The sequence below is a fragment of the Streptomyces vilmorinianum genome (assembly GCF_005517195.1).
In the GTDB taxonomy this organism is placed as follows: Bacteria; Actinomycetota; Actinomycetes; order Streptomycetales; family Streptomycetaceae; genus Streptomyces; species Streptomyces vilmorinianum.
The window spans coordinates 5,796,517-5,817,684 of sequence record NZ_CP040244.1; the positions used below are offsets into that span (position 1 = coordinate 5,796,517).

The following is a 21,168-nucleotide window of genomic DNA, read 5'->3' on the forward strand; positions in this document are numbered from 1 at the left end:
CGCGCCGCGCTTCCCCTGCGGTCGGGAACTACTTCAGAACGAGCGACGACCACTGCTGGATCCACTGGTCACGCTTCTCGGCGATCTTCTCGGGAGCCATGGTCCGCGGCTTGTCGATCACGACCCCGTGCTTCGTGAAGAGCTCCGGGAGGGTGGCGTCGGTGGCCACCGGGTTGACGAACATCTGCAGCGGCATGTCGTCCTGGAACTTCTTGGAGATCAGGAAGTCGATCAGCTTCTTGCCGCCCTCGGGGTTCTTCGCCCCGTTCAGCAGGCCCGCGTACTCGGTCTGCCGGAAGCAGGTGCCGGTGGAGACGCCGGTGGGCGCGACGGTCGGCTGCGGCTCGGAGTAGAGCACCTCGACCGGCGGGCTGGAGGCGTACGAGACGACCAGCGGCCGGTCCCCCTTGGCCTTCTTGCCGCCGGCGGAGCCGGAGAACTCCTGGTTGTAGGCGAGCTCCCAGCTGTCGACGGTCTTCACGCCGTTGGCCTTGAGCTTCTTCCAGTAGTCCTGCCAGCCCTCGTCCCCGTACTGGGCGGCGGTGCCGAGCAGGAAGCCGAGGCCCGGGGAGGAGCGCTCGGGGTTCTCGACGACGAGCAGGTTCTTGTACTCGGGCTTGGCCAGGTCGTCGAAGGTCTGCGGCGGGCTGAGCTTCTTGTCGGCGAAGTACTTCTTGTCGTAGTTGACGCAGATGTCGCCGGTGTCGATCGGGGTGACCCGGTGCTCCTGGTCGCTCTGGACCGCGGCCGGGATCCGGTCCGTGCCCTTCGCCTCGTACGGGACGAAGATCCCGTTGTCGAGCGCGCGGGAGAGCAGGGTGTTGTCGACGCCGAAGAAGACGTCGCCCTGCGGGGAGCCCTTGGTGAGGATCTCCTTGTTGACGGCCTCGCCGGCGTCGCCGCTCTTCAGCACCTTGACGGTGAAGCCGGTCTGCCGGGTGAACTCCGCCAGGACCTCCTTGGAGGCGGCGAAGGAGTCGTGGCTGACGAGGGTGACGGTCTTGGGGGCCGGGCCGTCGGCCGCCTTCTCCCCGGATCCGCCACAGGCGGCGAGGGTGGTGACCCCCAGCGCGGCGACGATCGCCGCTGCGCCCATCTTCTTGGTGCTCACTGGAATTCCTCCTGGGTATGTCCAGGAAGAGACGCGGCCCTGCCCGCGGCCACGGCCGCGGGCAGGGCGCTACAGCTCGAGTAACGACCGAACTTCCTACCCAGAATGACCTGGGCGAGGTTCAGAGGGTCTGCGGCCTGACGGTGCCGCACTCTCAGCGCTGTGGCGCTCCCCTGTCGGAATATGCATATGTTCGAGCTCAGACTACAAGGTCAGCGTTCCGACGCCGCCAGCTGTCCACAGGCGCCGTCGATCTCCTGACCGCGGGTGTCGCGGACGGTCACCGGGACGCCGTGGGAGGCGATGGCCTCGACGAACGCCTTCTCGTCCTCGGGACGGGAGGCGGTCCACTTGGAGCCGGGCGTGGGGTTCAGCGGGATCAGGTTGACGTGCACCCGCTTGCCCTTGAGGAGCCGCCCGAGGAGGTCGCCCCGCCAGGCCTGGTCGTTGATGTCCCGGATGAGGGCGTACTCGATGGAGATCCGGCGCCCGGACTTCTCGGCGTACTCCCAGGCCGCGTCGAGGACCTCACGGACCTTCCAGCGCGTGTTGACGGGCACGAGCGTGTCGCGCAGCTCGTCGTCGGGCGCGTGCAGGGAGACGGCGAGACGGCACTTGAAGCCCTCGTCGGCAAAGCGCAGCATCGCGGGCACGAGACCGACGGTGGAGACGGTGATCCCGCGCTGGGAGAGCCCGAGCCCGTCCGGCTCGGGATCCGTCAGCCGCCGGATCGCGCCGACGACCCGCTTGTAGTTGGCGAGCGGCTCACCCATGCCCATGAACACGATGTTGCTGAGCCGCGCCGGCCCTCCCGGGACCTCGCCGTCGCGCAGCGCGCGCATGCCGTCGACGATCTGGTGCACGATCTCGGCGGTCGACAGGTTCCGGTCGAGCCCGGCCTGGCCGGTGGCGCAGAACGGGCAGTTCATTCCGCAGCCCGCCTGCGAGGAGATGCACATGGTGACCCGGTCCGGGTACCGCATCAGCACGGACTCGACGAGCGTGCCGTCATGCAGCTTCCACAGCGTCTTACGGGTGGTGTCGTCGTCGCACGAGATGTGCCGGACCACGGACATCAGATCGGGCAGCAGCTCCCCCTGCAGCTTCTCTCGCGAGGCGGCGGGGATGTCGGTCCACTCGGCGGGGTCGTGGGCGTACCGCGCGAAGTAGTGCGTGGACAGCTGCTTGGCGCGGAACGGCTTCTCGCCGATCGCGGCGACGGCTTCCTTGCGCTCGGCGGGCGTGAGGTCGGCGAGGTGCCGCGGCGGCTGCTTGGCTCCGCGGGGGGCGACGAAAGTGAGTTCTCCGGGCTTGGGCATGGTGCTACCAGTGTCGCAGAGAGATGAGGAAGGGCTCGCCGCCCTGGGGATACCCCCTGCCCCGAAGGGGCCAGGGGGGCGGGACGACGAGCCCTTGCAGCCTCACACGGCCTCGAACAGCGAGGTCAGGCCGTACCGACGAAGATCACGAACAGCAGCCAGACCACCGGCGCGGTCGGCAGGAGCGAGTCCAGCCGGTCCATGATGCCGCCGTGGCCCGGGAGCAGCGTGCCCATGTCCTTGATACCGAGGTCACGCTTGATCATCGACTCGCCGAGGTCGCCGAGCGTCGCGCTCGCCGCCACCGCGAGACCGAGCAGCAGGCCCTGCCACCACGTGCCGTCGTCGATCATGAACTGCATGCAGAGCGCGCCCGCCGCCATCGCGAAGGTGACGGCACCGAGCAGACCCTCGCGGGTCTTGCCGGGGCTGATCCGCGGCGCCAGCTTGTGCTTCCCGAAACGCCAGCCGACCGCGTACGCGCCGGTGTCGCTGACCACGGTCAGCACCAGGAACGTGAGCACCCGCTGCGGACCGTCGTCGGCGGTGAGCATCAGCGCCACGAACGTCGCCAGGAACGGCACGTAGAACGCGGCGAAGACGCCTGCCGTGACGTCCTTCAGATAGCCCTCGGGAGGCTCCGTCATACGCCACACGAGCACCGCGAGAGCGGTCAGGGCCATGGCGACCCAGGCCCCCTCGGCACCCCGGACATATCCGGCGACGACCATCGCCGCGCCGCCGACCGCGAGCGGGACGAGCGGCGCCTTGATGCCCTTGCGCTCCTGAAGACGGGAGGTGAGCTCCCACAGACCGACCACGACGGCGACCGCTATCACGCCGACGAACGCGGCCTTCCAGATGAACAGCGACGCGATGATGACGGCACCCAGCCCGACGCCAACCCCTATGGCCGCGCCCAGGTCGCGCCCCGCGCTCTTCTTCTGCGGAGCCGACGGGGCGGGCTGGGACGGGCTGGACATGGGCTCCTGCGGGTGCTCGTTCGGCGTCTCGTCACGGAACAGGGGACCGCTCTGCTGAGCGGCCCCCCGGTCGTGGTCGTCCTGATGATCGCCGGCGGGGACGTCGGGCACGATGGGCATGGGCCGAGTCTGCGCCGCCTGTAGCCCATCGTATGCGGGACCCGCCGGGGCAGGCCCCTGGTCGGGCCCCCAGTAGCCGGAACCGGCCGGGGCCCCCCAGGAAGAGTCGTTCATCAGACCTCGAGCAGCTCGGCTTCCTTGTGCTTGAGCAGCTCGTCCACCTGCGCGACGTACTTCGCGGTGGTGTCGTCGAGCTCCTTCTCGCCGCGGCGGCCCTCGTCCTCGCCGACCTCGCCGTCCTTGACCAGCTTGTCGATGGTCTCCTTGGCCTTGCGGCGCACGGACCGGATCGAGATCTTCGAGTCCTCGGCCTTGCTCTTGGCGACCTTGATGTACTCGCGGCGGCGCTCCTCGGTGAGCTCCGGGAACACCACACGGATGATGTTGCCGTCGTTGCTCGGGTTGACGCCGAGGTCCGAGTCACGGATCGCCTGCTCGATGTTGCGCAGCGCGCTCTTGTCGAACGGGGTCACCACGGCCATGCGCGGCTCGGGAACCGAGAACGACGCCAGCTGATTGATCGGCGTGATCGCACCGTAGTAGTCGGCCACGATCTTGTTGAACATCGCCGGGTGCGCACGGCCGGTGCGGATCGCGGCGAAGTCCTCCTTGGCGACCACGACGGCCTTCTCCATCTTCTCCTCGGCCTCGAGGAGGGTCTCTTCGATCACCACTTGCTCCTGCGTGTCGTCGCGTCTTGTCCTGCACGGTGTACGACCGGCAGGGCTCTGTCCATCCCCTCGCGGGGCGGTCCCCGGTTTCAGGCTCAGGCCCGGGTGCCCTGGTCGCTCACGAGAGTGCCGATCTTCTCACCCTTCACCGCGCGCGCGATATTGCCCTCGGCGAGCAGTTCGAAGACGAGGATCGGAAGGTTGTTGTCACGGCACAGGGTGATGGCGGTGGCGTCGGCGACCTTGAGGTCGCGGGAGAGCACCTCGCCGTACTCGAGCGCGTCGAACTTCACCGCGTCGGGGTTGCTCTTCGGGTCGGAGTCGTAGACCCCGTCCACGCCGTTCTTGCCCATGAGCAGGGCCTCGGCGTCGATCTCCAGGGCACGCTGGGCGGCCGTGGTGTCGGTGGAGAAGTACGGCATGCCCATACCGGCACCGAAGATGACCACGCGGCCCTTCTCCAGGTGGCGCACGGCGCGCAGCGGGATGTACGGCTCCGCGACCTGACCCATGGTGATGGCGGTCTGGACGCGGGAGTCGATGCCCTCCTTCTCCAGGAAGTCCTGGAGGGCGAGGCAGTTCATGACGGTGCCGAGCATGCCCATGTAGTCGGAGCGCGCCCGGTCCATGCCGCGTACCTGCAGCTCGGCGCCGCGGAAGAAGTTGCCGCCGCCGATCACGACCGCGATCTCCGCTCCGTCGCGTACGACCGCCGCGATCTCGCGCGCGATCTTGTGCACGACGTCGGGGTCGACGCCGAGACCGCCGCCGCCGGCGAATGCCTCACCGGACAGCTTCAGCATGAAGCGGCCGGCCTTATTGCCGTGGATGTCGTCGCCCTGAGCGGCGTCCTGATTCATGGAGATCTCCTCGTGCACATACGACGAAGGCCATTGCCGGTGGGTCCTTGCGGTTTCCCCTACGGCAATGGCCTCCTCGTCAGATCTGCGGTCGTCCTACGCGAACGCGGACAACTGCTTCAGACCCTACCGGGGTCCGGTGTCCGTTGCGTACGGACTCAGATGCCGACCTTGATGCGCGTGAAGCGCTTCAGGGTGACACCGGCCTCGTCCAGAACCTTCTGGACGGACTTCTTGTTGTCCAGCGCGTACGGCTGGCCGAGCAGCGTGGCGTCCTTGAAGAAGCCGTTGACGCGACCCTCGACGATCTTCGCGATCGCGGCCTCGGGCTTGCCCTCGGCGCGGGTGGTCTCCTCGGCGATGCGACGCTCGGACTCGACGACCTCGGCCGGGACGTCCTCACGGGTGAGGTACTTCGGCGCGAAGGCGGCGATGTGCTGCGCGATGCCCTTGGCGACCTCGGCGTTCTCCTTGTCGAACTCGACGAGAACACCGATCTGCGGGGGCAGGTCCGGCATGGTGCGGTGCATGTACGCGGAGACGTAGCCGTCGGCGTACTGCGCGAAGCGGTCCAGGACGATCTTCTCGCCGAGGTTGGCGTTGGCCTCGTCGACGTACGCCTGCACGGTCTTGCCGGGCTCGATCTCGGAGGCGAGCAGGGCCTCGAGGTCGGCCGGGGAGGTGGCGGCGACGTGGGCGGCGAGCGCGGTGGCGACGGCCTGGAACTTGTCACCCTTGGCGACGAAGTCCGTCTCGCACTTCAGCTCGACGAGGACACCGGAGGTGTTGTCGCCGGAGATGAGGGAGACGACGGCGCCGTTCTCGGCAGAGCGGCCCTCGCGCTTGGCGACGCCCTTCTGGCCCTTGATGCGCAGGGCCTCGACGGCCTTGTCGACGTTGCCGTCGGCCTCGTCCAGAGCCTTCTTGCAGTCCATCATGCCGGCGCCGGTGAGCTCACGGAGCTTCTTGACGTCAGCGGCGGTGTAGTTCGCCATGAGTCTGAGTTTCTCTCTCGAAGTCTGAAAGATCTACGGGTGAACGGCGGGGGCCTTGTGAGCCCCCGCCGCCATCATCCGAACGTGCGGAAGATCAGGCCTGCTCGGCGTCCGCGGCCGGAGCCTCGGCGGCAGCCTCAGCGGCCGGGGCCTCGGCCTCGGCAGCGGCCTCGGCCGGCTTCTCGGCCTCGTCAGCCTTCTTCTCACCCTCGAGCAGGTCGCGCTCCCACTCGGCGAGCGGCTCGCCCGCGGCCTTCTCGCCCGGCTTCTGGTCGCCGGTCGCGGCGCCGGAACGGGCGATGAGGCCCTCGGCGACGGCGTCGGCGATCACACGGGTGAGCAGGGTGACGGAGCGGATCGCGTCGTCGTTGCCCGGGATCTTGTAGTCGACCTCGTCGGGGTCGCAGTTGGTGTCGAGGATCGCGACGACCGGGATGTGGAGCTTGCGCGCCTCACCGACGGCGATGTGCTCCTTCTTGGTGTCGACGATCCAGACGGCGCTCGGCACCTTCTGCATCTCGCGGATACCACCGAGGGTCTTCTCCAGCTTGGCCTTCTCGCGGGAGAGGACCAGGAGCTCCTTCTTGGTGAGGCCGGAGGCGGCCACGTCCTCGAAGTCGATCTGCTCGAGCTCCTTGAGGCGCTGCAGACGCTTGTAGACGGTGGAGAAGTTGGTGAGCATGCCACCGAGCCAACGCTGGTTGACGTACGGCATGCCGACACGCGTCGCCTGCTCGGCGATGGCCTCCTGGGCCTGCTTCTTCGTACCGACGAACATGATGGAGCCGCCGTGGGCGACGGTCTCCTTGACGAACTCGTAGGCGCGGTCGATGTACGACAGCGACTGGAGCAGGTCGATGATGTAGATGCCGTTGCGCTCCGTGAAGATGAAGCGCTTCATCTTCGGGTTCCAACGACGGGTCTGGTGACCGAAGTGGACGCCGCTCTCCAGCAGCTCCCGCATCGTGACGACGGCCATGGCCGTATCTCCTTGAGTTTCTCGGTTATGTCCTGACGCCCCGACGCGCCATGCCACGAGGGACCGAAAAGGCGCTGCCACGACTTTTGAGGGTGGTGGCGGGGCGTGCGAAGTCGACCCGGTGACCCGGATCGCCATAGGAAGTGTACGGGACCCCGGGGGTGCCGGGTGACGGCGCCGTCCACAACCGGCCGGTATTCCACAGATATCGACCATGATCCGCACGAACCGGACGCCTACGGGACCGTGTCGTCATGCACTTCACGACACTGCTGCTCACCCTCGCCCTCGCGTGGCCCCTGGGCCCGCCGCGCCCCGAGATCATCCGCACCTGGGAACCGCCCGCCGGACCGTACGGCCCCGGCCACCGCGGCCTCGACCTGGCGGCCCCACCGGGCGCCCCGGTCCACGCGGCGGCCACCGGCGTGGTCACCTTCGCGGGCTCGGTGGCCGGCCGCGGAGTCCTCACGATCACCCTGCCGGACACCGGGGCCCCACCCCTGCGCACCACGTACGAACCGGTGACCCCCCAGGTCCCGGCCGGCACCAAGGTCACCCGCGGCCAACAGGTCGCCACGCTCACTCCCCCACCGACCGCGAGCCCGCACTGCCCGCGGTCCTGCCTCCACTGGGGTCTGCGCCGAGGCGACACGTACCTGAATCCACTGCTCCTGCTCCGACAGGGGCCATCGAGGCTGCTCCCGGTGACGGGGGTGCCCTAGCCGAAGCCGAAGCCGAAGGACGGGGGTGGGGAGGGAGGGGGCGGGGGGGGAGGGGGGTGGGGCCCCTGGGTTCAGCCCGCGACGCCCCTGAGCGCCATGGAGACCGCGGCCTCGGCGATGTCGTCCGGCTCTTCCGCGGCGCCCAGCTCGATGCGGCGTACGGCCGCGTCCACGACGCCCTGGAGGAGCATCGCGCCGAGGCGGGGCTGGGCCTGGCCGAGGTCGGCGAGGGCTTCGACGATCATGGCGACGAGGCCGCCGTGGGCGGCGCGGATCTTCTCGCGGGCGCCGTTGTCGAGCTCGCTCGCGGAGATCGCGACGACCGCCCGGTGGCGTCGGTCCCCCACCAGTTCGAGCTGCTTGCGCACATACGCCTCGACCTTGCCCTCGGCCGTGTCGGCCTGGGCCATCGCGGCCTCGACCTCGGCCGCCCAGACGGGGAAGTCGACGGCGCACAGCTCTTCGACCACGGCGGCGCGGGAGCGGAAGTACTCGTACACCGAGGAACGGGCCAGGCCCGTGCGCTCGGCGAGGGCGGGGAAGGTCAGCGCCTCCGTACCGCCTTCGGACAGCAGGGATCGCGCGGCGTCCAGCAGGGCGCCGCGCTGCATCGTCCGGTGCTCGGCCACGGAGGCCGCTCGAATCCTGGGCACGGCTCCACTGTACGACCGGCCCCGCGGCGTCAGCGTCCCACATCGGCCAGCTTGGCGCGCAGCTGCAGGACCGACTTGGTGTGGATCTGGCTGACCCGGCTCTCGGTGACACCGAGGACGTGGCCGATCTCGGCCAGGGTGAGGCCTTCGTAGTAGTAGAGCGTGACGACGGTCTTCTCCCGCTCGGGGAGTGTGTTGATGGCCCGGGCGAGCAGCCTTCGCAGCTCGCGGTCCTCGGCGACCTCGACCGGGTTGTCGGCCGCGGTGTCCTCGAGTGTGTCCATCAGGGACAGCCGGTCGCCGCCCTCACCTCCCACGTGCAGCAGCTCTTCGAGCGCCACGACGTTCGCCAGGGACAACTGGCTGAAAACAGCGTGCAGTTCCTCGAGGGCGATGCCCATCTCGGCGGCGACCTCGCTCTCGGAGGGGGTGCGTCGCAGCCGCGCTTCGAGGGTGGCGTAGGCGCGCTCGACGTTGCGTGCCTTCTGGCGTACGGAGCGGGGAATCCAGTCGAGGGCGCGCAGTTCGTCGATCATCGCGCCGCGGATGCGGGTGATGGCGTACGTCTCGAACTTGATCGACCGCTCGACGTCGAACTTCTCGATGGCGTCGATCAGTCCGAAGACTCCGGAGGAGACGAAGTCGGCCTGTTCCACATTGGACGGCAGCCCCACGCTGACGCGGCCGGCGACGTACTTCACGAGCGGCGAGTAGTGCAGGATCAGCTGCTCGCGCAGTCGCTCGTCGCCCGTGTCCTTGTACGACCGCCACAGCTCGTCGAGCGATGTCGGTGCGGGCGGTCGCACGGTGCCCCGGGCTGCTGGGGGCACCGCAGCGCGGTCAGACCCGGAGGTGTGCTGGGGCATGCGTTGCCTTGAGCCGTTCTGCTGTGGGGTGAGTCGGTGTGTATGGCCGGATGGGGATCCTGGTGAGCGTAGCGTGACTGGACCGTCGCGGTGTGCGAACCTCTGCGGATCGCGCCGCACGGGGTGGACGTCCTCGGCCACATCTTCGAACCCGGACGGTGGCGTGTGTCGGCCCCTCGGGTGCGGCCGAGAGAACTCGCTTGTTCATCGACATCACCTTTTCACCCGAATGCTCCAGGTCAAGTACCGCCTCGCCGCGCGTTCGCCTCTTCAGGAGGGCTGTTCGTCAACTGCCAGTCATCTCCTTGCCGTTGGACGAACCCCAAGGAGTGCAGTTCGTACAGCCTGACGAGGGTGTCATCGGTGGTGGTCCCGGCCCGGTCGGCGATCTCCGGTACCGGGGTGGGGCGGCCGGCGGGGAGGGCTTCGAGGACGCGGGCGGTGTCGGGGGCGAGGAGGTCCCTGGGCAGTACCGGTCCTCGGCGCGCGGGGGCGAGCTGACCCATGTCGCCGATGAGTTCGATCACTTCGGCGGCGTCGGTGACCAGGGTGGCGTCGCCGCGCAGGAGCTCGTGGACGCCTGCGGAGAGGCCGCTGGTGACGGCGCCGGGGACGCCCATGGTGTGGCGGCCGAGGCGGCCGGCGCTGCGGGCGGTGACGAGGGAGCCGCTGCGGTATTCGGCCTCGACGACGACGGTGCCGCGGGTGAGTGCGGCGATGACACGGTTGCGGAGGATGAATCTGCTGGGTGTGGGGTGACTTCCGGGTGGCAACTCGCCGATGACGAGGCCTTGTTCGGCGATGCGGCCGATGAGTCCGGCGTGGCCTCGGGGGTAGGGGATGTCGACGCCGCAGGCGAGGACGGCGGCGGTGGCGCCCTGGGCGGCGAGGGCTCCTCGGTGGGCGGCGCCGTCGATGCCGAAGGCGGCGCCGGAGACGACGACCCAGCCGCGTTCGGCGAGCCCGGAGGCGAGGGTGGTGGCCATGTGCGCGCCGTAGGGGGTGCAGGCGCGGGCGCCGACGACGGCGACGGAGCGCAGGGCCCAGCTCCGCAGGTCGGCGGGGCCGCGGATCCAGAGTCCGACGGGGCGGGCGTCGCCGAGGTCGTCGAGCTGTCGGGGCCATTCGGTGTCGCCGGGTGCGACGAACCGGCCGCCGAGTCTGTCGACGGCGTCGAGGTCTCGCCGGGGTTCGGTGTCCGCGGCGCGCCGCCGCCATCCGTCGATTCGTTTCTCGCCGGTGCCCGGGAACGGGCCCGTGGCCGGGGAGGCGGCTGCGGCGGGGTCCCGGAGGTGCTGGAGGAAGCCCACGGCTCCGTAGTGGCGGAGCCAGCGGCCGGCGTGTTCGTCGCCGGGTTCGACGATGCGGGTGAGGGCGGCGCGGGCGAAGCGCTCCGCGTCGGGGGTCATGAGAAGTCTCCTGCTCCGACGGGTACGCCTCGGGTGATGCCGGTGCGCAGTTCGAGGGCGAGGTCGACGTCGTGGGCGTCGGGGCGGTCGTGTCCCGCGAGGTCGGCGACGGTCCAGGCGACGCGCAGGACGCGGTCCAGGCCTCGGGCGGTGAGGAGTCCTCGTTCGATGTCGCGTTCCGCGGCGGCGAGGGCTCCTGGGCCGACGAGGTAGCGGGTGCGCAGTTCGTGTCCGGGGACTTCGCTGTTGACGTTCCAGGGGGTGTCGGCGAGGCGGGCGGCGGCGCGGGCTCGTGCTTCGCGGACGCGGTCGGCGACGGTGGCGGTGGGTTCGCCGCGGCCGCCTTGGCCGAGGAGGTCGGAGCGGGTGACGGGTTCGGCTTCGACGCGCAGGTCGATGCGGTCCAGGAGGGGGCCGGAGAGTCGTGCCTGGTAGCGGCGGATGAGGGAGGCGGGGCATTCGCATCCGGCGCCGTGCAGGGTGTGCCGTCCGCAGGGGCAGGGGTTGGCGGCGAGGGCGAGCAGGAAGCGGGCGGGGAGCCGGACGACGCCGGCGGCGCGGGCGACGACGACGTGTCCGGATTCGAGGGGCTGGCGCAGGGCGTCGAGTGCTTTTCCGGAGAATTCGGGTGCTTCATCCAGAAAGAGCACGCCGCGGTGAGCGAGGGAGACGGCGCCGGGGCGTGGGAGTCCGTTGCCGCCGCCGACGAGGGACTGCATGGTCGCGGAGTGGTGGGGTGCGCAGTAGGGGGCGCGGCGGACGAGGGGTTCGCCGGGCGGGAGGATGCCGGCGACGGAGTGGACGGCGGTGACTTCGAGGGACTCCTGGCGGGTGAGTGGGGGCAGGATGCCGGGGAGGCGTTCGGCGAGCATGGTCTTTCCGGCGCCGGGTGGTCCGGAGAGCAGCAGGTGGTGGCTGCCGGCGGCGGCGACTTCCAGGGCTCGGCGGGCGCCGTGCTGTCCGGCGACGTCGGCGAGGTCGGGTCCGTCGAGGGGGTCGGCGGCGAGGCCGGTGCCGACGCCCGCGCCGGGGACGAGGAGTCCGGCGAGCATGGCGTCGGGGCGGCCTTCTTCGGCGGGTTCCTCCTGGGGGACGGGTTCGTCGGAGAGGACGGCGATGAGCTGGCGCAGGCTGCGGACTCCGAGGACGGAGATTCCGGGGACGAGGGCGGCTTCGCCGGCGGTCTGTTCGGGGACGACGACTTGTCGGTAGCCGGCTTCGGCGGCGGCGAGGACGGCGGGCAGGACGCCGCGTACGGGCCGGACGCGGCCGTCGAGTCCGAGTTCGCCGATGAGGACGAGGTCGGCGATGACTCGGGGGTCGATGCGCTCGGCGGCGCCGAGGACGGCCGCGGCGACGGCGAGGTCGAAGCCGGATCCGCCCTTGGGGACGGAGGCGGGGCTGAGTCCGACGGTGAGTTTCTTCTGGGGCCATTCGGCGTCGGAGTTGACGATGGCGGCCCGGACGCGGTCGCGGCTTTCGGTGAGGCTCTTGTCGGGGAGGCCGACGAGGGTGAAGGCGGCTACGCCGGCTTCGAGGTCGGCCTGGACTTCGACGACGACGCCTTCGACGCCGACGAGGGCGACGGAGCAGGTGCGGGCGAATCCCATCACGCCACCCCTTGGGCGTGGGTGACGACGGGTGCGCCGCGGCGGGGCAGGACGATGCCGACGAGGTCGATGCGGACGCCGCCGTCGGGTGGTGGTCCTCCGTGGCGGTCGAGCCAGCAGGCGGCGAGTCGTTTGAGCCGGTCGGTCTTGGTGGGGGTGACGGCGGCCATGGGGTGTTCGAAGGCGCCCTCGCGGCGGGTCTTCACCTCGCAGATGACGACGGTGTCGCCGTCGCGGGCGACGATGTCGATCTCTCCGGTGCGTCCGCAGCGCCAGTTGCGTGCGAGGACGGTCATGCCCGCTTCGGTGAGCAGGCGGACGGCCAGTGCTTCCCCGTACCGTCCGAGTGCGTGGGTCGCGCGGGATCCGTGCGTCGCGTTCGTGGCGTTGGTTGCCGTCGTGGTGTTCGTGGCGTTGGTTGCCGTCGTGGTGTTCGTGGCGTTGGTTGCCGTCGTGGTGTTCGTGGCGTTCATTCGGTACCACCTCCGGTACCGAATGTGACGCCCCGCGACGCTCCGTGTGGATCATGGTGGACGGTCGGCCGCCTGTGGACAACCGCCTCACCTCTGCGGGTGGTTTCAGCTGCTGGGGAGCTCCAGGTCGCTCTTGTTGAGCTCCTCGATGTTCACGTCCTTGAAAGTGAGCACCCGGACCTGCTTGACGAACCTGGCCGGCCGATACATGTCCCAGACCCAGGCGTCGGCCATGGAGACCTCGAAGAACACCTCGCCCTGGACCGAGTGCACCTGCATCTCGTAGTCGTTGGTGAGGTAGAAGCGTCGCTCGGTCTCGATCACGTATTTGAACAGCCCGACGACGTCGCGGTACTCCCGGTAGAGCTTCAGCTCCATCTCGGTCTCGTACTTCTCGAGGTCCTCGGCGCTCATGGCATGTTCCCCTTCAGCCGTGCGTCCACCCATTGTGCGCCAGTCGCTCGCACCGCTAAACGATTTCCGGGGCGAGAACCACCGGCACACTCGGGGGTCCTTCGTCGAGCAGCTTGTGCAGCAGCTCGGCGAGTCTGGTCGGGTACACCGTCTCACGGGCCGCCGACAGTTCGGCGGAGGTCCACCACCTCAGCCCCGCGACGCTGCGCGCCTCCAGTTCGGTGAGGCCGCCGGGGGCCGTCGCGGTCTGGGTGGTTCGCGCCAGGTAGTACCACTCGTCCTGGTCCCAGCGCCGCCCGTCGAACGGGAAGGAGCAGATCCGCTGCCAGAGGACGGGCCCGAGTTCGACCTCGGTGATCCCGGTCTCCTCGGCCAGCTCGCGCAGCGCCGCCTCCTCGCGGGTCTCGTCTCCCTCCAGGCCGCCGCCGGGCGTGAACCACCAGGTCTGCTTCGGGTCGTCGGGCTCGTATCCGTGCATGAGGAGGATGCGGTCGTGGGGGTCGAGCAGCACGACCCGCGCCACCCGCCGCAGCTCCCGCTCCTGCGACCGTGACTGCGCCTGCTCCTGCTCCTGGGCCCGCGCCCGCGCCCGCGCCGAACCTGGCGTACCCGTCATGCGCTCACCGTCTCCGTACCCGACCCACCGCCGGACTTACCGCCCGGCCGACCGCCGGACCCACCGCCCGACCGGCCACCGGACCGACGGCCCGACCGTGCCGCCAGCCGCCCTGCCACGGGCCCGTACGCGGCCCCGGCCAGGATCAGTACACACCCGGCGACGATCGCGGAGAAGAGCGCCTGTACGGGACCGGGGCGCGAGACGCCGCCCGGGAGGGCCTCGAAGCTCGTGGGGCGCTCCAGGAGGGCGCTGTCGGGCCAGGCGACGGCGTCGACGCGGGCGGTGACCGCGGAGCGCGGTACGGAGCCCTGGCCGGCTTCCTGGAGGTGGACCCGGGAGTCCAGGGAGCCCAGCCGCTCGTCGCCGAGGAGGAAGAGGTTTCCTTCGGGCACGGTCGCCGAGAACTCCTGTCCCGAGGCGGGTACGCCGGGCTGTGTGTACGGCTCCTGGATCGCCTTGCCGTCGACCGTGAGCCGCCCGTCCGCATCGCAGCAGGCGACGGTGTCGCCGCCGACGCCGACGACGCGCTTGACCATCGGCATGTCGCCCCACAGCGGGTCCTTGAAGACCACGATGTCCCCGCGCCGGACCTCGCTCCCGTCGATCCGTTGCGCGAGGACCTTGGAGCCGACGGCGAGGGTGGGGGTCATGGAGTCGCTGGGCACGGTGTACGGCTGGTAGAGGACGGCTCCCCAGACGAATCCGCCGAGGAAGAGCACACAGCCGACGGCCACGGCCAGCCCCGACAGCACACTGCCGAGGCGGCCGCGGCCGCCTTCCGTCCGTATGGTCCCGCTCATCCCAGCGCTCCCCACCTCGAAGGTCGGTTCGACGATCTGGGACGGCACCCTACCCGCGCGTTCCTACTCGGCGGTATGCCGAGCCGCGACCCACTTGCGACGCCACAGCACCAGCGGCAGCGCACCGGCGAGGCCGGCGGCGCCCGGGGCCACGGCCAGCGCCTGGCTCAGCCCCGGCTGGTCGAAGGTCTCCGGCACGGGCAGCGTGGACCAGCGGGTCACCGGCCAGGCCACCACGACCGCGCGTCCGACGACCTTCTCGTTGGAGACCGTGCCGGCGCCCGGGAGGTTCTGGTGGTAGCGGGAGTCCAGCGAGTTCTGCCGGTTGTCGCCCATCACCCAGATGCTGCCCTCGGGGACGGTGAGGGGCCCGAAGGGCTTGTCACCGCACGGCGTGGAGCCCGGGTAGATGTAGCTTGCCTCCTCCAGCGGCTTGCCGTTGAGGATGACCTTGCCGCCCTCCTTGCAGGAGACCGTGTCGCCGCCGACCGCGATGACTCGCTTGATGAGGTCCTTCTCCTCCGCGGAGGGCATCAGACCGATGAAGCTCAGGAACTTCTGCACCACGTTCGGGTCGGGCGTGGGCTCGCCCTCCAGCCAGCCGCCCGGGTCGTGGAAGACGACGACCTCGCCGCGCTCCGGCTCGGAGCCGAACCACGGGGTGAGCTTGTCCACCAGAACCCGGTCGCCGCGCTGCAGCGTGTTCATCATCGAGTCCGAGGGGATCGAGAACGCCTGCACCAGGAAGGTCTTGATCAGCAGCGCGAGCAGCAGGGCGATACCGATCAGGAGCGGCAGTTCCTTCCAGAACGAGCGCTGCTTCTTCGCGCCCGTACCGGCCTGCCCGTCCTCGCCGGGCTCCCCGTCCTCGCCGGGCTCGCCGGTCGCACCCTCGGCGTCGTCCGCGGGGTCGCCGTCCTGCCGGCCGGCGGAGTCATCCCTCATGGCCACCGGCGACCCGGCGAGCTGCTCGGGCCTCTCCTCGGGCTCGTCGTGTCCGGATCGTGCCCCGACGGCCACATCCCCCACATCCACTCCTCAGTCCGTGCACATGCCTGCCCCAGAACAGGGACAGGCCCACCACTCCCATAACGAGCGGGAGTTCCGCAGGGGTCGGGAGCCAGGGCAATCCGTTCAGATTCCGCGAGGACACACTATGCGACGCGCCGAGCGCGGACACAGATCCCGAACGACCGTCCGGTACAGCCGCAAACGTGTCCGGCTCCTCGAGGCGCCGCCAGTGGCTCACGGGCCAGCCGATGAAGACGGCCCGGCCGACGACGTCCTCCTGGGAGATCGTGCCCCGGTCCTTCTCGTCGAGATGGAAGCGCGAGTCGGCGGAGTCGGAGCGGTGGTCGCCCATGACGAAGTACCGGCCCGGCGGCACCTTCACCTCGAACTTGATCTTCGAGGGCTCGTTCCCCGGGTGCAGATACGGTTCGTCCAGCGGTACGCCGTTGACCGTGATCCGGCCGTCCTTGCCGCAGCACGCGACCGTGTCCCCGCCGACCGCCACGACCCGCTTGATCAGGTCCTGCTCGTCGGCCGAGGGCAGCAGCCCGATGAACGTCAGGGCCTGCTTGACCTGTTTGACACCGACCGGGTCCTCGGCGGGCGGTGTGGTGCCCTTCGGGAGCCAGTTGCCGGGGTCCTTGAAGACGACGACGTCACCGCGCTGCGGCGTGGAGCCGAACCAGGGCGTGAGTTTGTCGACCAGGACCCGGTCGTCGATCCGGATCGTCTGCTCCATCGAGCCGGACGGGATGACGAACGCCTGGACCAGGAAGGTCTTCAGGACGAGTGCGATCAGCACGGCGACCACGATCAGGAGCGGGATCTCCTTGACCGCGGAGCGCTGCCGGCGGCGTTTGACCTTGCGGGCGAGCTTGCGCCGCTCCGCACGGCCGGGCAGCGGACGGCTGCCGTCCGTGGGCCGTGTGCCGGTGGGCAGCCGCGTGTCGCCGCGGCGCCCGGTCTGCTGCTTGCCCCGGTTACCCATGGCGGCCCGCCGCGGGAGCGGGTACGGCGTCGAAGGCGCCGGTCTCCGGCACCTCGGACCAGCGGCCGAAGGGCCAGCCGATCCAGTCCGCGCGCCCGATCACCCGCTCGACGGGCACCATGCCGCCCCCCGGCCGCCCGAGGTGGTCGCGGGAGTCGCTCGACTGACTGCGGTGGTCGCCCATCACCCACAGGGTGCCCTGCGGTACGACGATGTCGAAAGGAACCTTGGAGGGCGTGTCACCCAACTGGACGTACCACTCCTCGACGGGCACGCCGTTGACGGTGAGCCGGCCGTTCTTGTCGCAGCAGACGACCCGGTCGCCGCCCACGCCCACGACCCGCTTCACGAAGTCGGTCTCGGCGGGCTCGGCGAGGCCGAGTGCGGCGGCGGCGCCGTGCAGCAGGCCGGTGACCGGGTTCTGCTCCGGGGCCCCCTGGAGGAAGGAGCCGGTGCCGTCGAAGACGACCACGTCGCCGCGCCGGGGCTGGTCGCCGAAACGGTACGCCAGCTTGTTCACCAGGATCCGGTCCCCGACCTGGAGGGTCGGCTCCATCGAGCCGCTGGGGATCAGGAAGGGCTGCATCACGAAGTGGCTCAGGAACAGCAGGAAGACCACGCAGACGCCGCCGACGATCCCCGTGCGGCGCCAGGACCACCCGCCGACGGGCGTCGCGTCGGCGCGCACCGCGCCCGCGCTCTCCGCGCCGGCAGCCTCCCCGCCGCCAGGCTCCGCGCCGCTAGCCTCCCCACCGCCAGGCTCCGCGCCCGCGGGCTCCGGTTCGGGTCCGGGAATACGCGCGGAGCGCGACCGCTCCTCCGTCTCGGAGGAGCGGTCGCGCTCCGTGTGCTGTGCTTCGGTGTCCATCGGGGGCAGAGCCTATCCGGCCGCCCTGAGAATCATCGCTCCGAAGCCCCGCGCGATCGGTGAGCCGGAGCTCAGTTGTCGCGCTTCTCCTTGATCTTGGCAGCCTTGCCGCGCAGCTCACGCAGGTAGTAGAGCTTGGCGCGACGGACGTCACCGCGGCTGACGAGCTCGATCTTCTCGAAGATCGGGCTGTTCACCGGGAAGGTGCGCTCGACGCCGACGGAGAACGAGACCTTGCGGACCGTGAAGGTCTCGCTGACGCCCGAGCCCTGGCGGCGGATGACGACGCCCTTGAACTGCTGGATACGGGAGCGGTTGCCCTCGATGACGCGCACGTGGACGTTCACGGTGTCGCCGGGACGGAAGGCGGGGAGGTCGGTGCGGAGCGCAGCCGCGTTGACCGAGTCGAGCAGGGAGGCCATGGTGGTCTCTTTCCTCGCTGATGCCACAGGTCATCAGCGGAACGTTCGAAAGTGGGATGGAGCGCCGTGTACACCGGGCGGGCGTCGTCCCCCTGTGGCAGGGGCGCACGCCGGACACACAGCAGCGGCCTATTCTTCCACGGCGTCGGGCCTGCGCCAAAATCGGCCGCCGGGCTCGGGGGCCCAGCCGAGCAGGGAGAGGATCTCCCTGTCCTTCTTGTCGAAGACGGAGGGGTCGCAGCGTTCGATCAGGTCCGGGCGGTTCTGTGCCGTACGGCGGAAGGCCTCGTCGCGGCGCCAGCGCGCGATCTTCCCGTGGTGCCCGCTGAGGAGTACGTCGGGGATCGCGCGGCCTCGCCACTCGGGGGGCTTGGTGTAGACGGGGCCCTCCAGGAGGTTGGCCATGGCCCCGGGGGCGAAGGAGTCGTCGCGGTGGGACTCGGCGTTGCCGAGGACGCCGGGCAGCAGCCGGGCGACGGCCTCGGTGACGACGAGGACGGCGGCTTCCCCGCCGGCCAGGACGTAGTCGCCGATGGAGACCTCGTAGACCGGTATGCGGGTCGCGTACTCGTCCATGACGCGCCGGTCGATGCCCTCGTAGCGGGCGGGCGTGAAGATCAGCCAGGGGCGCTCGGAGAGCTCGACGGCGAGTTCCTGGGTGAAGGGGCGGCCGCTGGGGGTGGGGACGACCAGGGCGGGCCCGTGCGCGCCGGCCTCGAAGCCGTCGGCGAGGGTCTGGTCGAGGGCGTCGCCCCAGGGCTCGGTCTTCATGACCATGCCGGGGCCGCCGCCGTAGGGGGTGTCGTCGACCGTGTTGTGCCGGTCGTAGGTCCACTGCCGCAGGTCGTGGACGTGGACGTCGAGCTGGCCACGCGCGCGTGCCTTGCCGACCAGGGAGACGTTCAGCGGTTCCAGGTACTCGGGGAAGATCGTGACGACGTCGAGCCGCATCAGGACTCTTCCTCGCGGGAGGAGGCGATCTCGGCGCGGTCGTCGATCAGGCCGGGCGGCGGGTCGATGACGGCCCGCTGCTGTTCCAGATCGATGTCGGTGACGATCTCCTCGACGAAGGGGATCATCAGCTCGGTGCCGTCGGGCCGCTCGACGATGAAGAGGTCCTGGGACGGCAGGTGCGTGATCTCGGTGATCCGGCCGACCTCGGTGCCGTCGGCGAGGACGACGTCCAGGTCCATGAGCTGGTGGTCGTAGTACTCGTCCTCCCCCTCCGGCATCTCGTCGGGGTCGACGTCGGCGATGAGGAGGGTGTTGCGCAGGGCCTCGGCCGCGTTGCGGTCGCGTACGCCCTCGAAGCGGAGCAGCAGCCGGCCGCTGTGCACCCGGCCGGTCTCGATGGTCAGCGGCCCGGCGGAGGCCGGGTCGGTGACCAGGACGGCTCCGGGCGCGAGCCGGAGCTCGGGCTCGTCCGTACGGACCTCGACGGTGACTTCGCCCTTGATGCCGTGGGCGCGGCCGACCCGCGCGACTACCAGCTGCACGACTTCATTCTCTCCTGTTCCGACGACGACGGGCCGGGGTGGGCTCGAAAGCCCTCCCCGGCCCGTGCCGGTGTGTCCAACGTGCTCAGCGGACCTGGTCCACGTCGACGAGGTCGACGCGGATGCCACGGCCGCCGATGGCGCCCACGACGGTACGCAGCGCACGCGCGGTGCGGCCGTTGCGGCCGATCACCTTGCCGAGGTCGTCGGGGTGGACCCGGACCTCGAGTACGCGGCCGCGACGCAGGTTGCGCGAGGCGACCTGCACGTCGTCGGGGTTGTCGACGATGCCCTTCACGAGGTGCTCGAGAGCCTCCTCGAGCATGCTCAGGCCTCGGTCGACTCGGTGGACGCGGCCTCGGCCTCGTCCGCCTTCTTGTCGGCCTTCTTCGCCTTCGGGGTGATGGCCTCACCCTTGGCGTCGTCACCCTCGAGGGTCTTGGCGAACGCGTCGAAGGAGGCGCGCTTGTCCTCCTTCGTCGCCGGCTGCAGCAGCGGCGCCGGGGCCGGCAGGCCCTTGTGCTTCTGCCAGTCGCCGGTGAGCTTCAGGATGGCGAGGACGGGCTCGGTCGGCTGGGCGCCGACGGACAGCCAGTACTGCGCACGCTCGGAGTCGACCTCGATCTTCGAGGGGTTGTACGTCGGGTGGTACAGACCGATCTCCTCGATCGCACGACCGTCCCGGCGGGTGCGGGAGTCGGCGACGACGATGCGGTAGTGCGGCTGGCGAATCTTGCCGAGGCGCTTGAGCTTGATCTTGACTGCCACTGGAGTGGTGTCTCCTGGTCTTGACGTGGTTGGGCACATGAGATGCCACGTGGGGTTGCGGTACTCGGGTGCCCGATGGACGCGTCAGCCGGAGGAGAGAGGGGTCCTGTGCGGCTGTCGAGTACAGCTAGCCATTGTGCCACACGCCTGCGGCGCGCCGGACCTGGGACGGTCGGCTCCCAGGTCCCGCCTCGGGGCGGTCCGGCTCAGCTCGCCGCGCCGACCGTTTCCGGGATACGGAAGGGCTTGCCGCAGCCGCCGCAGACGATGGGGGCCTGGGCGAGGACGGAGGGGACCACGCGGACGTTGCGGCCGCAGTCGCAGACGGCCTTCACGCGCACGCCGCCGCCGGAGGAGCCGTGGCGGGCGGCGGGGCCGCGGAAGGAGCGCTTGGTGTCCGCCGCCGTCGCGACGGTGTGCGCCTTGAGGGCGCGCTGGAGCCGCTCGATGGTGGGCCGGTAGCGCCGCCTCGCCTCGGGGTTGAGCGTGACCAGGGAGAAGCCGCTGCTGGCGTGCGGTTCCTCGGGGTGGTCGAGGCCCATCTCCTCGGCGATCGCGAGGAATCTGCGGTTGTGGTAGCGGCCGGCGCGCGAGGTGTCGCGGACTCCTCGGGCGGCGGCGATGCCGTGGACTGCCTCGTGGAGCAGTCGCTCGAAGGAGAGCTCGGCGCCGCAGGCGGACGAGGACTCTCCGATCAGGGACTCGGGCGCGGCAAGATCCGGCAGTTCGGGGTGGTGCCGCTGAATGTCGGCCCACGCCTGTGCCAGCTCTGCGGCGAGAACAGGTGGTGTCGTGCTCACGTCGCGTACAACGAGCCGGGGCGCTCCCGGGTTCCATTCCGGGGCATCCCAAATATTTTGCACGTACCCGTCAGTTGCCGTTGATGCGTCCGGAGGAGGGTCAGTGCGCCGATCTGCGGAGAAGTCTCGCAGCTCGCGGCAAGGTGGTGCGTAGCGGCGCATACGCCCGGCGCGTAGCCGTGGCGGACGCGCTCCGGAGGACGTTGCAGGG

25 protein-coding genes are annotated in these 21,168 nt (G+C 70.1%); 1 reads left to right on the plus strand and 24 read right to left on the minus strand.

From position 1 onward, the window contains the following. Nucleotides 1-28: 28 nt before the first annotated feature. The 7 genes from FDM97_RS26770 to rpsB all read right to left on the minus strand — a co-directional run bounded on the left by FDM97_RS26770 (nt 29) and on the right by rpsB (nt 7,038). Nucleotides 29-1,096 carry a thiamine ABC transporter substrate-binding protein gene (locus FDM97_RS26770; protein WP_137995045.1) on the minus strand — a complete coding sequence of 356 codons (1,068 nt, stop codon included), beginning with the start codon at nt 1,094-1,096 and terminating at the stop codon, nt 29-31. A gap of 227 nt (nt 1,097-1,323) precedes the next feature. Then, nucleotides 1,324-2,430, minus strand: a complete 1,107-nt coding sequence (rlmN, locus tag FDM97_RS26775; protein ID WP_137993091.1) for a dual-specificity RNA methyltransferase RlmN — start codon at nt 2,428-2,430, stop codon at nt 1,324-1,326. A gap of 125 nt (nt 2,431-2,555) precedes the next feature. Further along, a complete protein-coding gene (locus tag FDM97_RS26780; RefSeq protein ID WP_137993092.1) occupies nt 2,556-3,647 on the minus strand; it encodes a phosphatidate cytidylyltransferase in 1,092 nt (363 codons plus the stop codon). Then, entirely contained in the window at nt 3,647-4,204 is a 558-nt protein-coding gene (gene frr, locus FDM97_RS26785; RefSeq protein WP_137993093.1) for a ribosome recycling factor, read from the minus strand. The genes FDM97_RS26780 and frr overlap by 1 nt, the downstream gene beginning before the upstream one ends. 95 nt (nt 4,205-4,299) lie before the next feature. Continuing rightward, entirely contained in the window at nt 4,300-5,064 is a 765-nt protein-coding gene (pyrH, locus tag FDM97_RS26790) for a UMP kinase (RefSeq protein WP_137993094.1), read from the minus strand. A gap of 158 nt (nt 5,065-5,222) precedes the next feature. Further along, nucleotides 5,223-6,059, minus strand: coding sequence for a translation elongation factor Ts (gene tsf / locus FDM97_RS26795; RefSeq protein ID WP_137993095.1), 837 nt, complete (start codon nt 6,057-6,059; stop codon nt 5,223-5,225). A gap of 94 nt (nt 6,060-6,153) precedes the next feature. Beyond that, nucleotides 6,154-7,038, minus strand: coding sequence for a 30S ribosomal protein S2 (gene rpsB, locus FDM97_RS26800; protein WP_137993096.1), 885 nt, complete (start codon nt 7,036-7,038; stop codon nt 6,154-6,156). A 254-nt stretch (nt 7,039-7,292) separates the two neighbouring features. Here rpsB and FDM97_RS26805 point away from each other — a divergent pair, with 254 nt between their 5' ends. Further along, nucleotides 7,293-7,760 (plus strand): M23 family metallopeptidase, encoded by a 468-nt coding sequence (locus FDM97_RS26805; RefSeq protein WP_137993097.1) that lies wholly within the window; start codon nt 7,293-7,295, stop codon nt 7,758-7,760. 71 nt (nt 7,761-7,831) lie between these two features. Here FDM97_RS26805 and FDM97_RS26810 read toward each other — a convergent pair whose 3' ends face one another. The 17 genes from FDM97_RS26810 to FDM97_RS26890 form a co-directional block, all read right to left on the minus strand. Continuing rightward, nucleotides 7,832-8,389, minus strand: coding sequence for a TetR/AcrR family transcriptional regulator (locus FDM97_RS26810; RefSeq protein WP_137995046.1), 558 nt, complete (start codon nt 8,387-8,389; stop codon nt 7,832-7,834). Between the two features lie 53 nt (nt 8,390-8,442). After that, nucleotides 8,443-9,279 (minus strand): RNA polymerase sigma factor WhiG, encoded by an 837-nt coding sequence (gene whiG / locus FDM97_RS26815; protein WP_137993098.1) that lies wholly within the window; start codon nt 9,277-9,279, stop codon nt 8,443-8,445. Between the two features lie 239 nt (nt 9,280-9,518). Further along, a complete protein-coding gene (gene dprA, locus FDM97_RS26820) occupies nt 9,519-10,688 on the minus strand; it encodes a DNA-processing protein DprA (RefSeq protein WP_137993099.1) in 1,170 nt (389 codons plus the stop codon). Further along, the gene (locus tag FDM97_RS26825) at nt 10,685-12,298 is read right to left on the minus strand and encodes a YifB family Mg chelatase-like AAA ATPase (protein WP_137993100.1); all 1,614 of its coding nucleotides are present in this window, start codon (nt 12,296-12,298) and stop codon (nt 10,685-10,687) included. The genes dprA and FDM97_RS26825 overlap by 4 nt, the downstream gene beginning before the upstream one ends. After that, entirely contained in the window at nt 12,298-12,771 is a 474-nt protein-coding gene (locus FDM97_RS26830) for a YraN family protein (protein ID WP_137993101.1), read from the minus strand. Before FDM97_RS26830 ends, FDM97_RS26825 begins: the two co-directional genes overlap by 1 nt. Nucleotides 12,772-12,876: 105 nt before the next feature. Continuing rightward, nucleotides 12,877-13,185, minus strand: coding sequence for a DUF2469 domain-containing protein (locus tag FDM97_RS26835; protein WP_055510545.1), 309 nt, complete (start codon nt 13,183-13,185; stop codon nt 12,877-12,879). 55 nt (nt 13,186-13,240) lie between these two features. Then, nucleotides 13,241-13,801, minus strand: coding sequence for an NUDIX hydrolase (locus FDM97_RS26840; RefSeq protein WP_137993102.1), 561 nt, complete (start codon nt 13,799-13,801; stop codon nt 13,241-13,243). Next, entirely contained in the window at nt 13,798-14,604 is an 807-nt protein-coding gene (gene lepB, locus FDM97_RS26845; RefSeq protein ID WP_137993103.1) for a signal peptidase I, read from the minus strand. Before lepB (FDM97_RS26845) ends, FDM97_RS26840 begins: the two co-directional genes overlap by 4 nt. Nucleotides 14,605-14,667: 63 nt before the next feature. After that, nucleotides 14,668-15,624 (minus strand): signal peptidase I, encoded by a 957-nt coding sequence (gene lepB / locus FDM97_RS26850; protein ID WP_137995047.1) that lies wholly within the window; start codon nt 15,622-15,624, stop codon nt 14,668-14,670. After that, entirely contained in the window at nt 15,539-16,603 is a 1,065-nt protein-coding gene (gene lepB / locus FDM97_RS26855) for a signal peptidase I (RefSeq protein ID WP_137993104.1), read from the minus strand. The genes lepB (FDM97_RS26850) and lepB (FDM97_RS26855) overlap by 86 nt, the downstream gene beginning before the upstream one ends. Continuing rightward, nucleotides 16,596-17,471: a signal peptidase I gene (gene lepB / locus FDM97_RS26860; RefSeq protein WP_137993105.1), complete on the minus strand. Its 876-nt coding sequence runs from the start codon at nt 17,469-17,471 to the stop codon at nt 16,596-16,598. Before lepB (FDM97_RS26860) ends, lepB (FDM97_RS26855) begins: the two co-directional genes overlap by 8 nt. Nucleotides 17,472-17,542: 71 nt before the next feature. Beyond that, on the minus strand, nt 17,543-17,893 hold the full coding sequence (gene rplS, locus FDM97_RS26865) for a 50S ribosomal protein L19 (RefSeq protein ID WP_137993106.1): 351 nt from the start codon (nt 17,891-17,893) through the stop codon (nt 17,543-17,545). Between the two features lie 129 nt (nt 17,894-18,022). After that, on the minus strand, nt 18,023-18,844 hold the full coding sequence (gene trmD, locus FDM97_RS26870; RefSeq protein ID WP_137993107.1) for a tRNA (guanosine(37)-N1)-methyltransferase TrmD: 822 nt from the start codon (nt 18,842-18,844) through the stop codon (nt 18,023-18,025). Beyond that, on the minus strand, nt 18,844-19,389 hold the full coding sequence (gene rimM / locus FDM97_RS26875; protein ID WP_137993108.1) for a ribosome maturation factor RimM: 546 nt from the start codon (nt 19,387-19,389) through the stop codon (nt 18,844-18,846). The genes trmD and rimM overlap by 1 nt, the downstream gene beginning before the upstream one ends. An 85-nt stretch (nt 19,390-19,474) precedes the next feature. Beyond that, nucleotides 19,475-19,714, minus strand: coding sequence for an RNA-binding protein (locus tag FDM97_RS26880; RefSeq protein WP_005311361.1), 240 nt, complete (start codon nt 19,712-19,714; stop codon nt 19,475-19,477). Nucleotides 19,715-19,716: 2 nt separating this feature from the next. Further along, entirely contained in the window at nt 19,717-20,157 is a 441-nt protein-coding gene (rpsP, locus tag FDM97_RS26885; protein ID WP_137993109.1) for a 30S ribosomal protein S16, read from the minus strand. A gap of 206 nt (nt 20,158-20,363) precedes the next feature. Next, entirely contained in the window at nt 20,364-20,957 is a 594-nt protein-coding gene (locus tag FDM97_RS26890) for a hypothetical protein (RefSeq protein ID WP_024755886.1), read from the minus strand. Nucleotides 20,958-21,168: the final 211 nt, after the last annotated feature.

Excerpts from the sequence above, each read along its gene's own strand:
- FDM97_RS26835 (WP_055510545.1), bottom strand. The coding sequence starts at position 13,185 with ATGAGCGCCGAGGACCTCGAGAAGTACGAGACCGAGATGGAGCTGAAG.
- lepB (WP_137993104.1), bottom strand. The coding sequence starts at position 16,603 with ATGGGTAACCGGGGCAAGCAGCAGACCGGGCGCCGCGGCGACACGCGG.
- FDM97_RS26880 (WP_005311361.1), bottom strand. The coding sequence starts at position 19,714 with ATGCTCGAGGAGGCTCTCGAGCACCTCGTGAAGGGCATCGTCGACAAC.
- FDM97_RS26830 (WP_137993101.1), bottom strand. The coding sequence starts at position 12,771 with ATGAACGCCACGAACACCACGACGGCAACCAACGCCACGAACACCACG.
- tsf (WP_137993095.1), bottom strand. The coding sequence starts at position 6,059 with ATGGCGAACTACACCGCCGCTGACGTCAAGAAGCTCCGTGAGCTCACC.
- FDM97_RS26805 (WP_137993097.1), top strand. The coding sequence starts at position 7,293 with ATGCACTTCACGACACTGCTGCTCACCCTCGCCCTCGCGTGGCCCCTG.
- lepB (WP_137993103.1), bottom strand. The coding sequence starts at position 14,604 with ATGAGCGGGACCATACGGACGGAAGGCGGCCGCGGCCGCCTCGGCAGT.
- whiG (WP_137993098.1), bottom strand. The coding sequence starts at position 9,279 with ATGCCCCAGCACACCTCCGGGTCTGACCGCGCTGCGGTGCCCCCAGCA.
- FDM97_RS26825 (WP_137993100.1), bottom strand. The coding sequence starts at position 12,298 with ATGGGATTCGCCCGCACCTGCTCCGTCGCCCTCGTCGGCGTCGAAGGC.
- rpsB (WP_137993096.1), bottom strand. The coding sequence starts at position 7,038 with ATGGCCGTCGTCACGATGCGGGAGCTGCTGGAGAGCGGCGTCCACTTC.
- rplS (WP_137993106.1), bottom strand. The coding sequence starts at position 17,893 with ATGGCCTCCCTGCTCGACTCGGTCAACGCGGCTGCGCTCCGCACCGAC.
- trmD (WP_137993107.1), bottom strand. The coding sequence starts at position 18,844 with ATGCGGCTCGACGTCGTCACGATCTTCCCCGAGTACCTGGAACCGCTG.
- lepB (WP_137993105.1), bottom strand. The coding sequence starts at position 17,471 with ATGGACACCGAAGCACAGCACACGGAGCGCGACCGCTCCTCCGAGACG.
- FDM97_RS26770 (WP_137995045.1), bottom strand. The coding sequence starts at position 1,096 with ATGGGCGCAGCGGCGATCGTCGCCGCGCTGGGGGTCACCACCCTCGCC.
- FDM97_RS26840 (WP_137993102.1), bottom strand. The coding sequence starts at position 13,801 with ATGACGGGTACGCCAGGTTCGGCGCGGGCGCGGGCGCGGGCCCAGGAG.
- dprA (WP_137993099.1), bottom strand. The coding sequence starts at position 10,688 with ATGACCCCCGACGCGGAGCGCTTCGCCCGCGCCGCCCTCACCCGCATC.
- FDM97_RS26780 (WP_137993092.1), bottom strand. The coding sequence starts at position 3,647 with ATGAACGACTCTTCCTGGGGGGCCCCGGCCGGTTCCGGCTACTGGGGG.
- rlmN (WP_137993091.1), bottom strand. The coding sequence starts at position 2,430 with ATGCCCAAGCCCGGAGAACTCACTTTCGTCGCCCCCCGCGGAGCCAAG.
- pyrH (WP_137993094.1), bottom strand. The coding sequence starts at position 5,064 with ATGAATCAGGACGCCGCTCAGGGCGACGACATCCACGGCAATAAGGCC.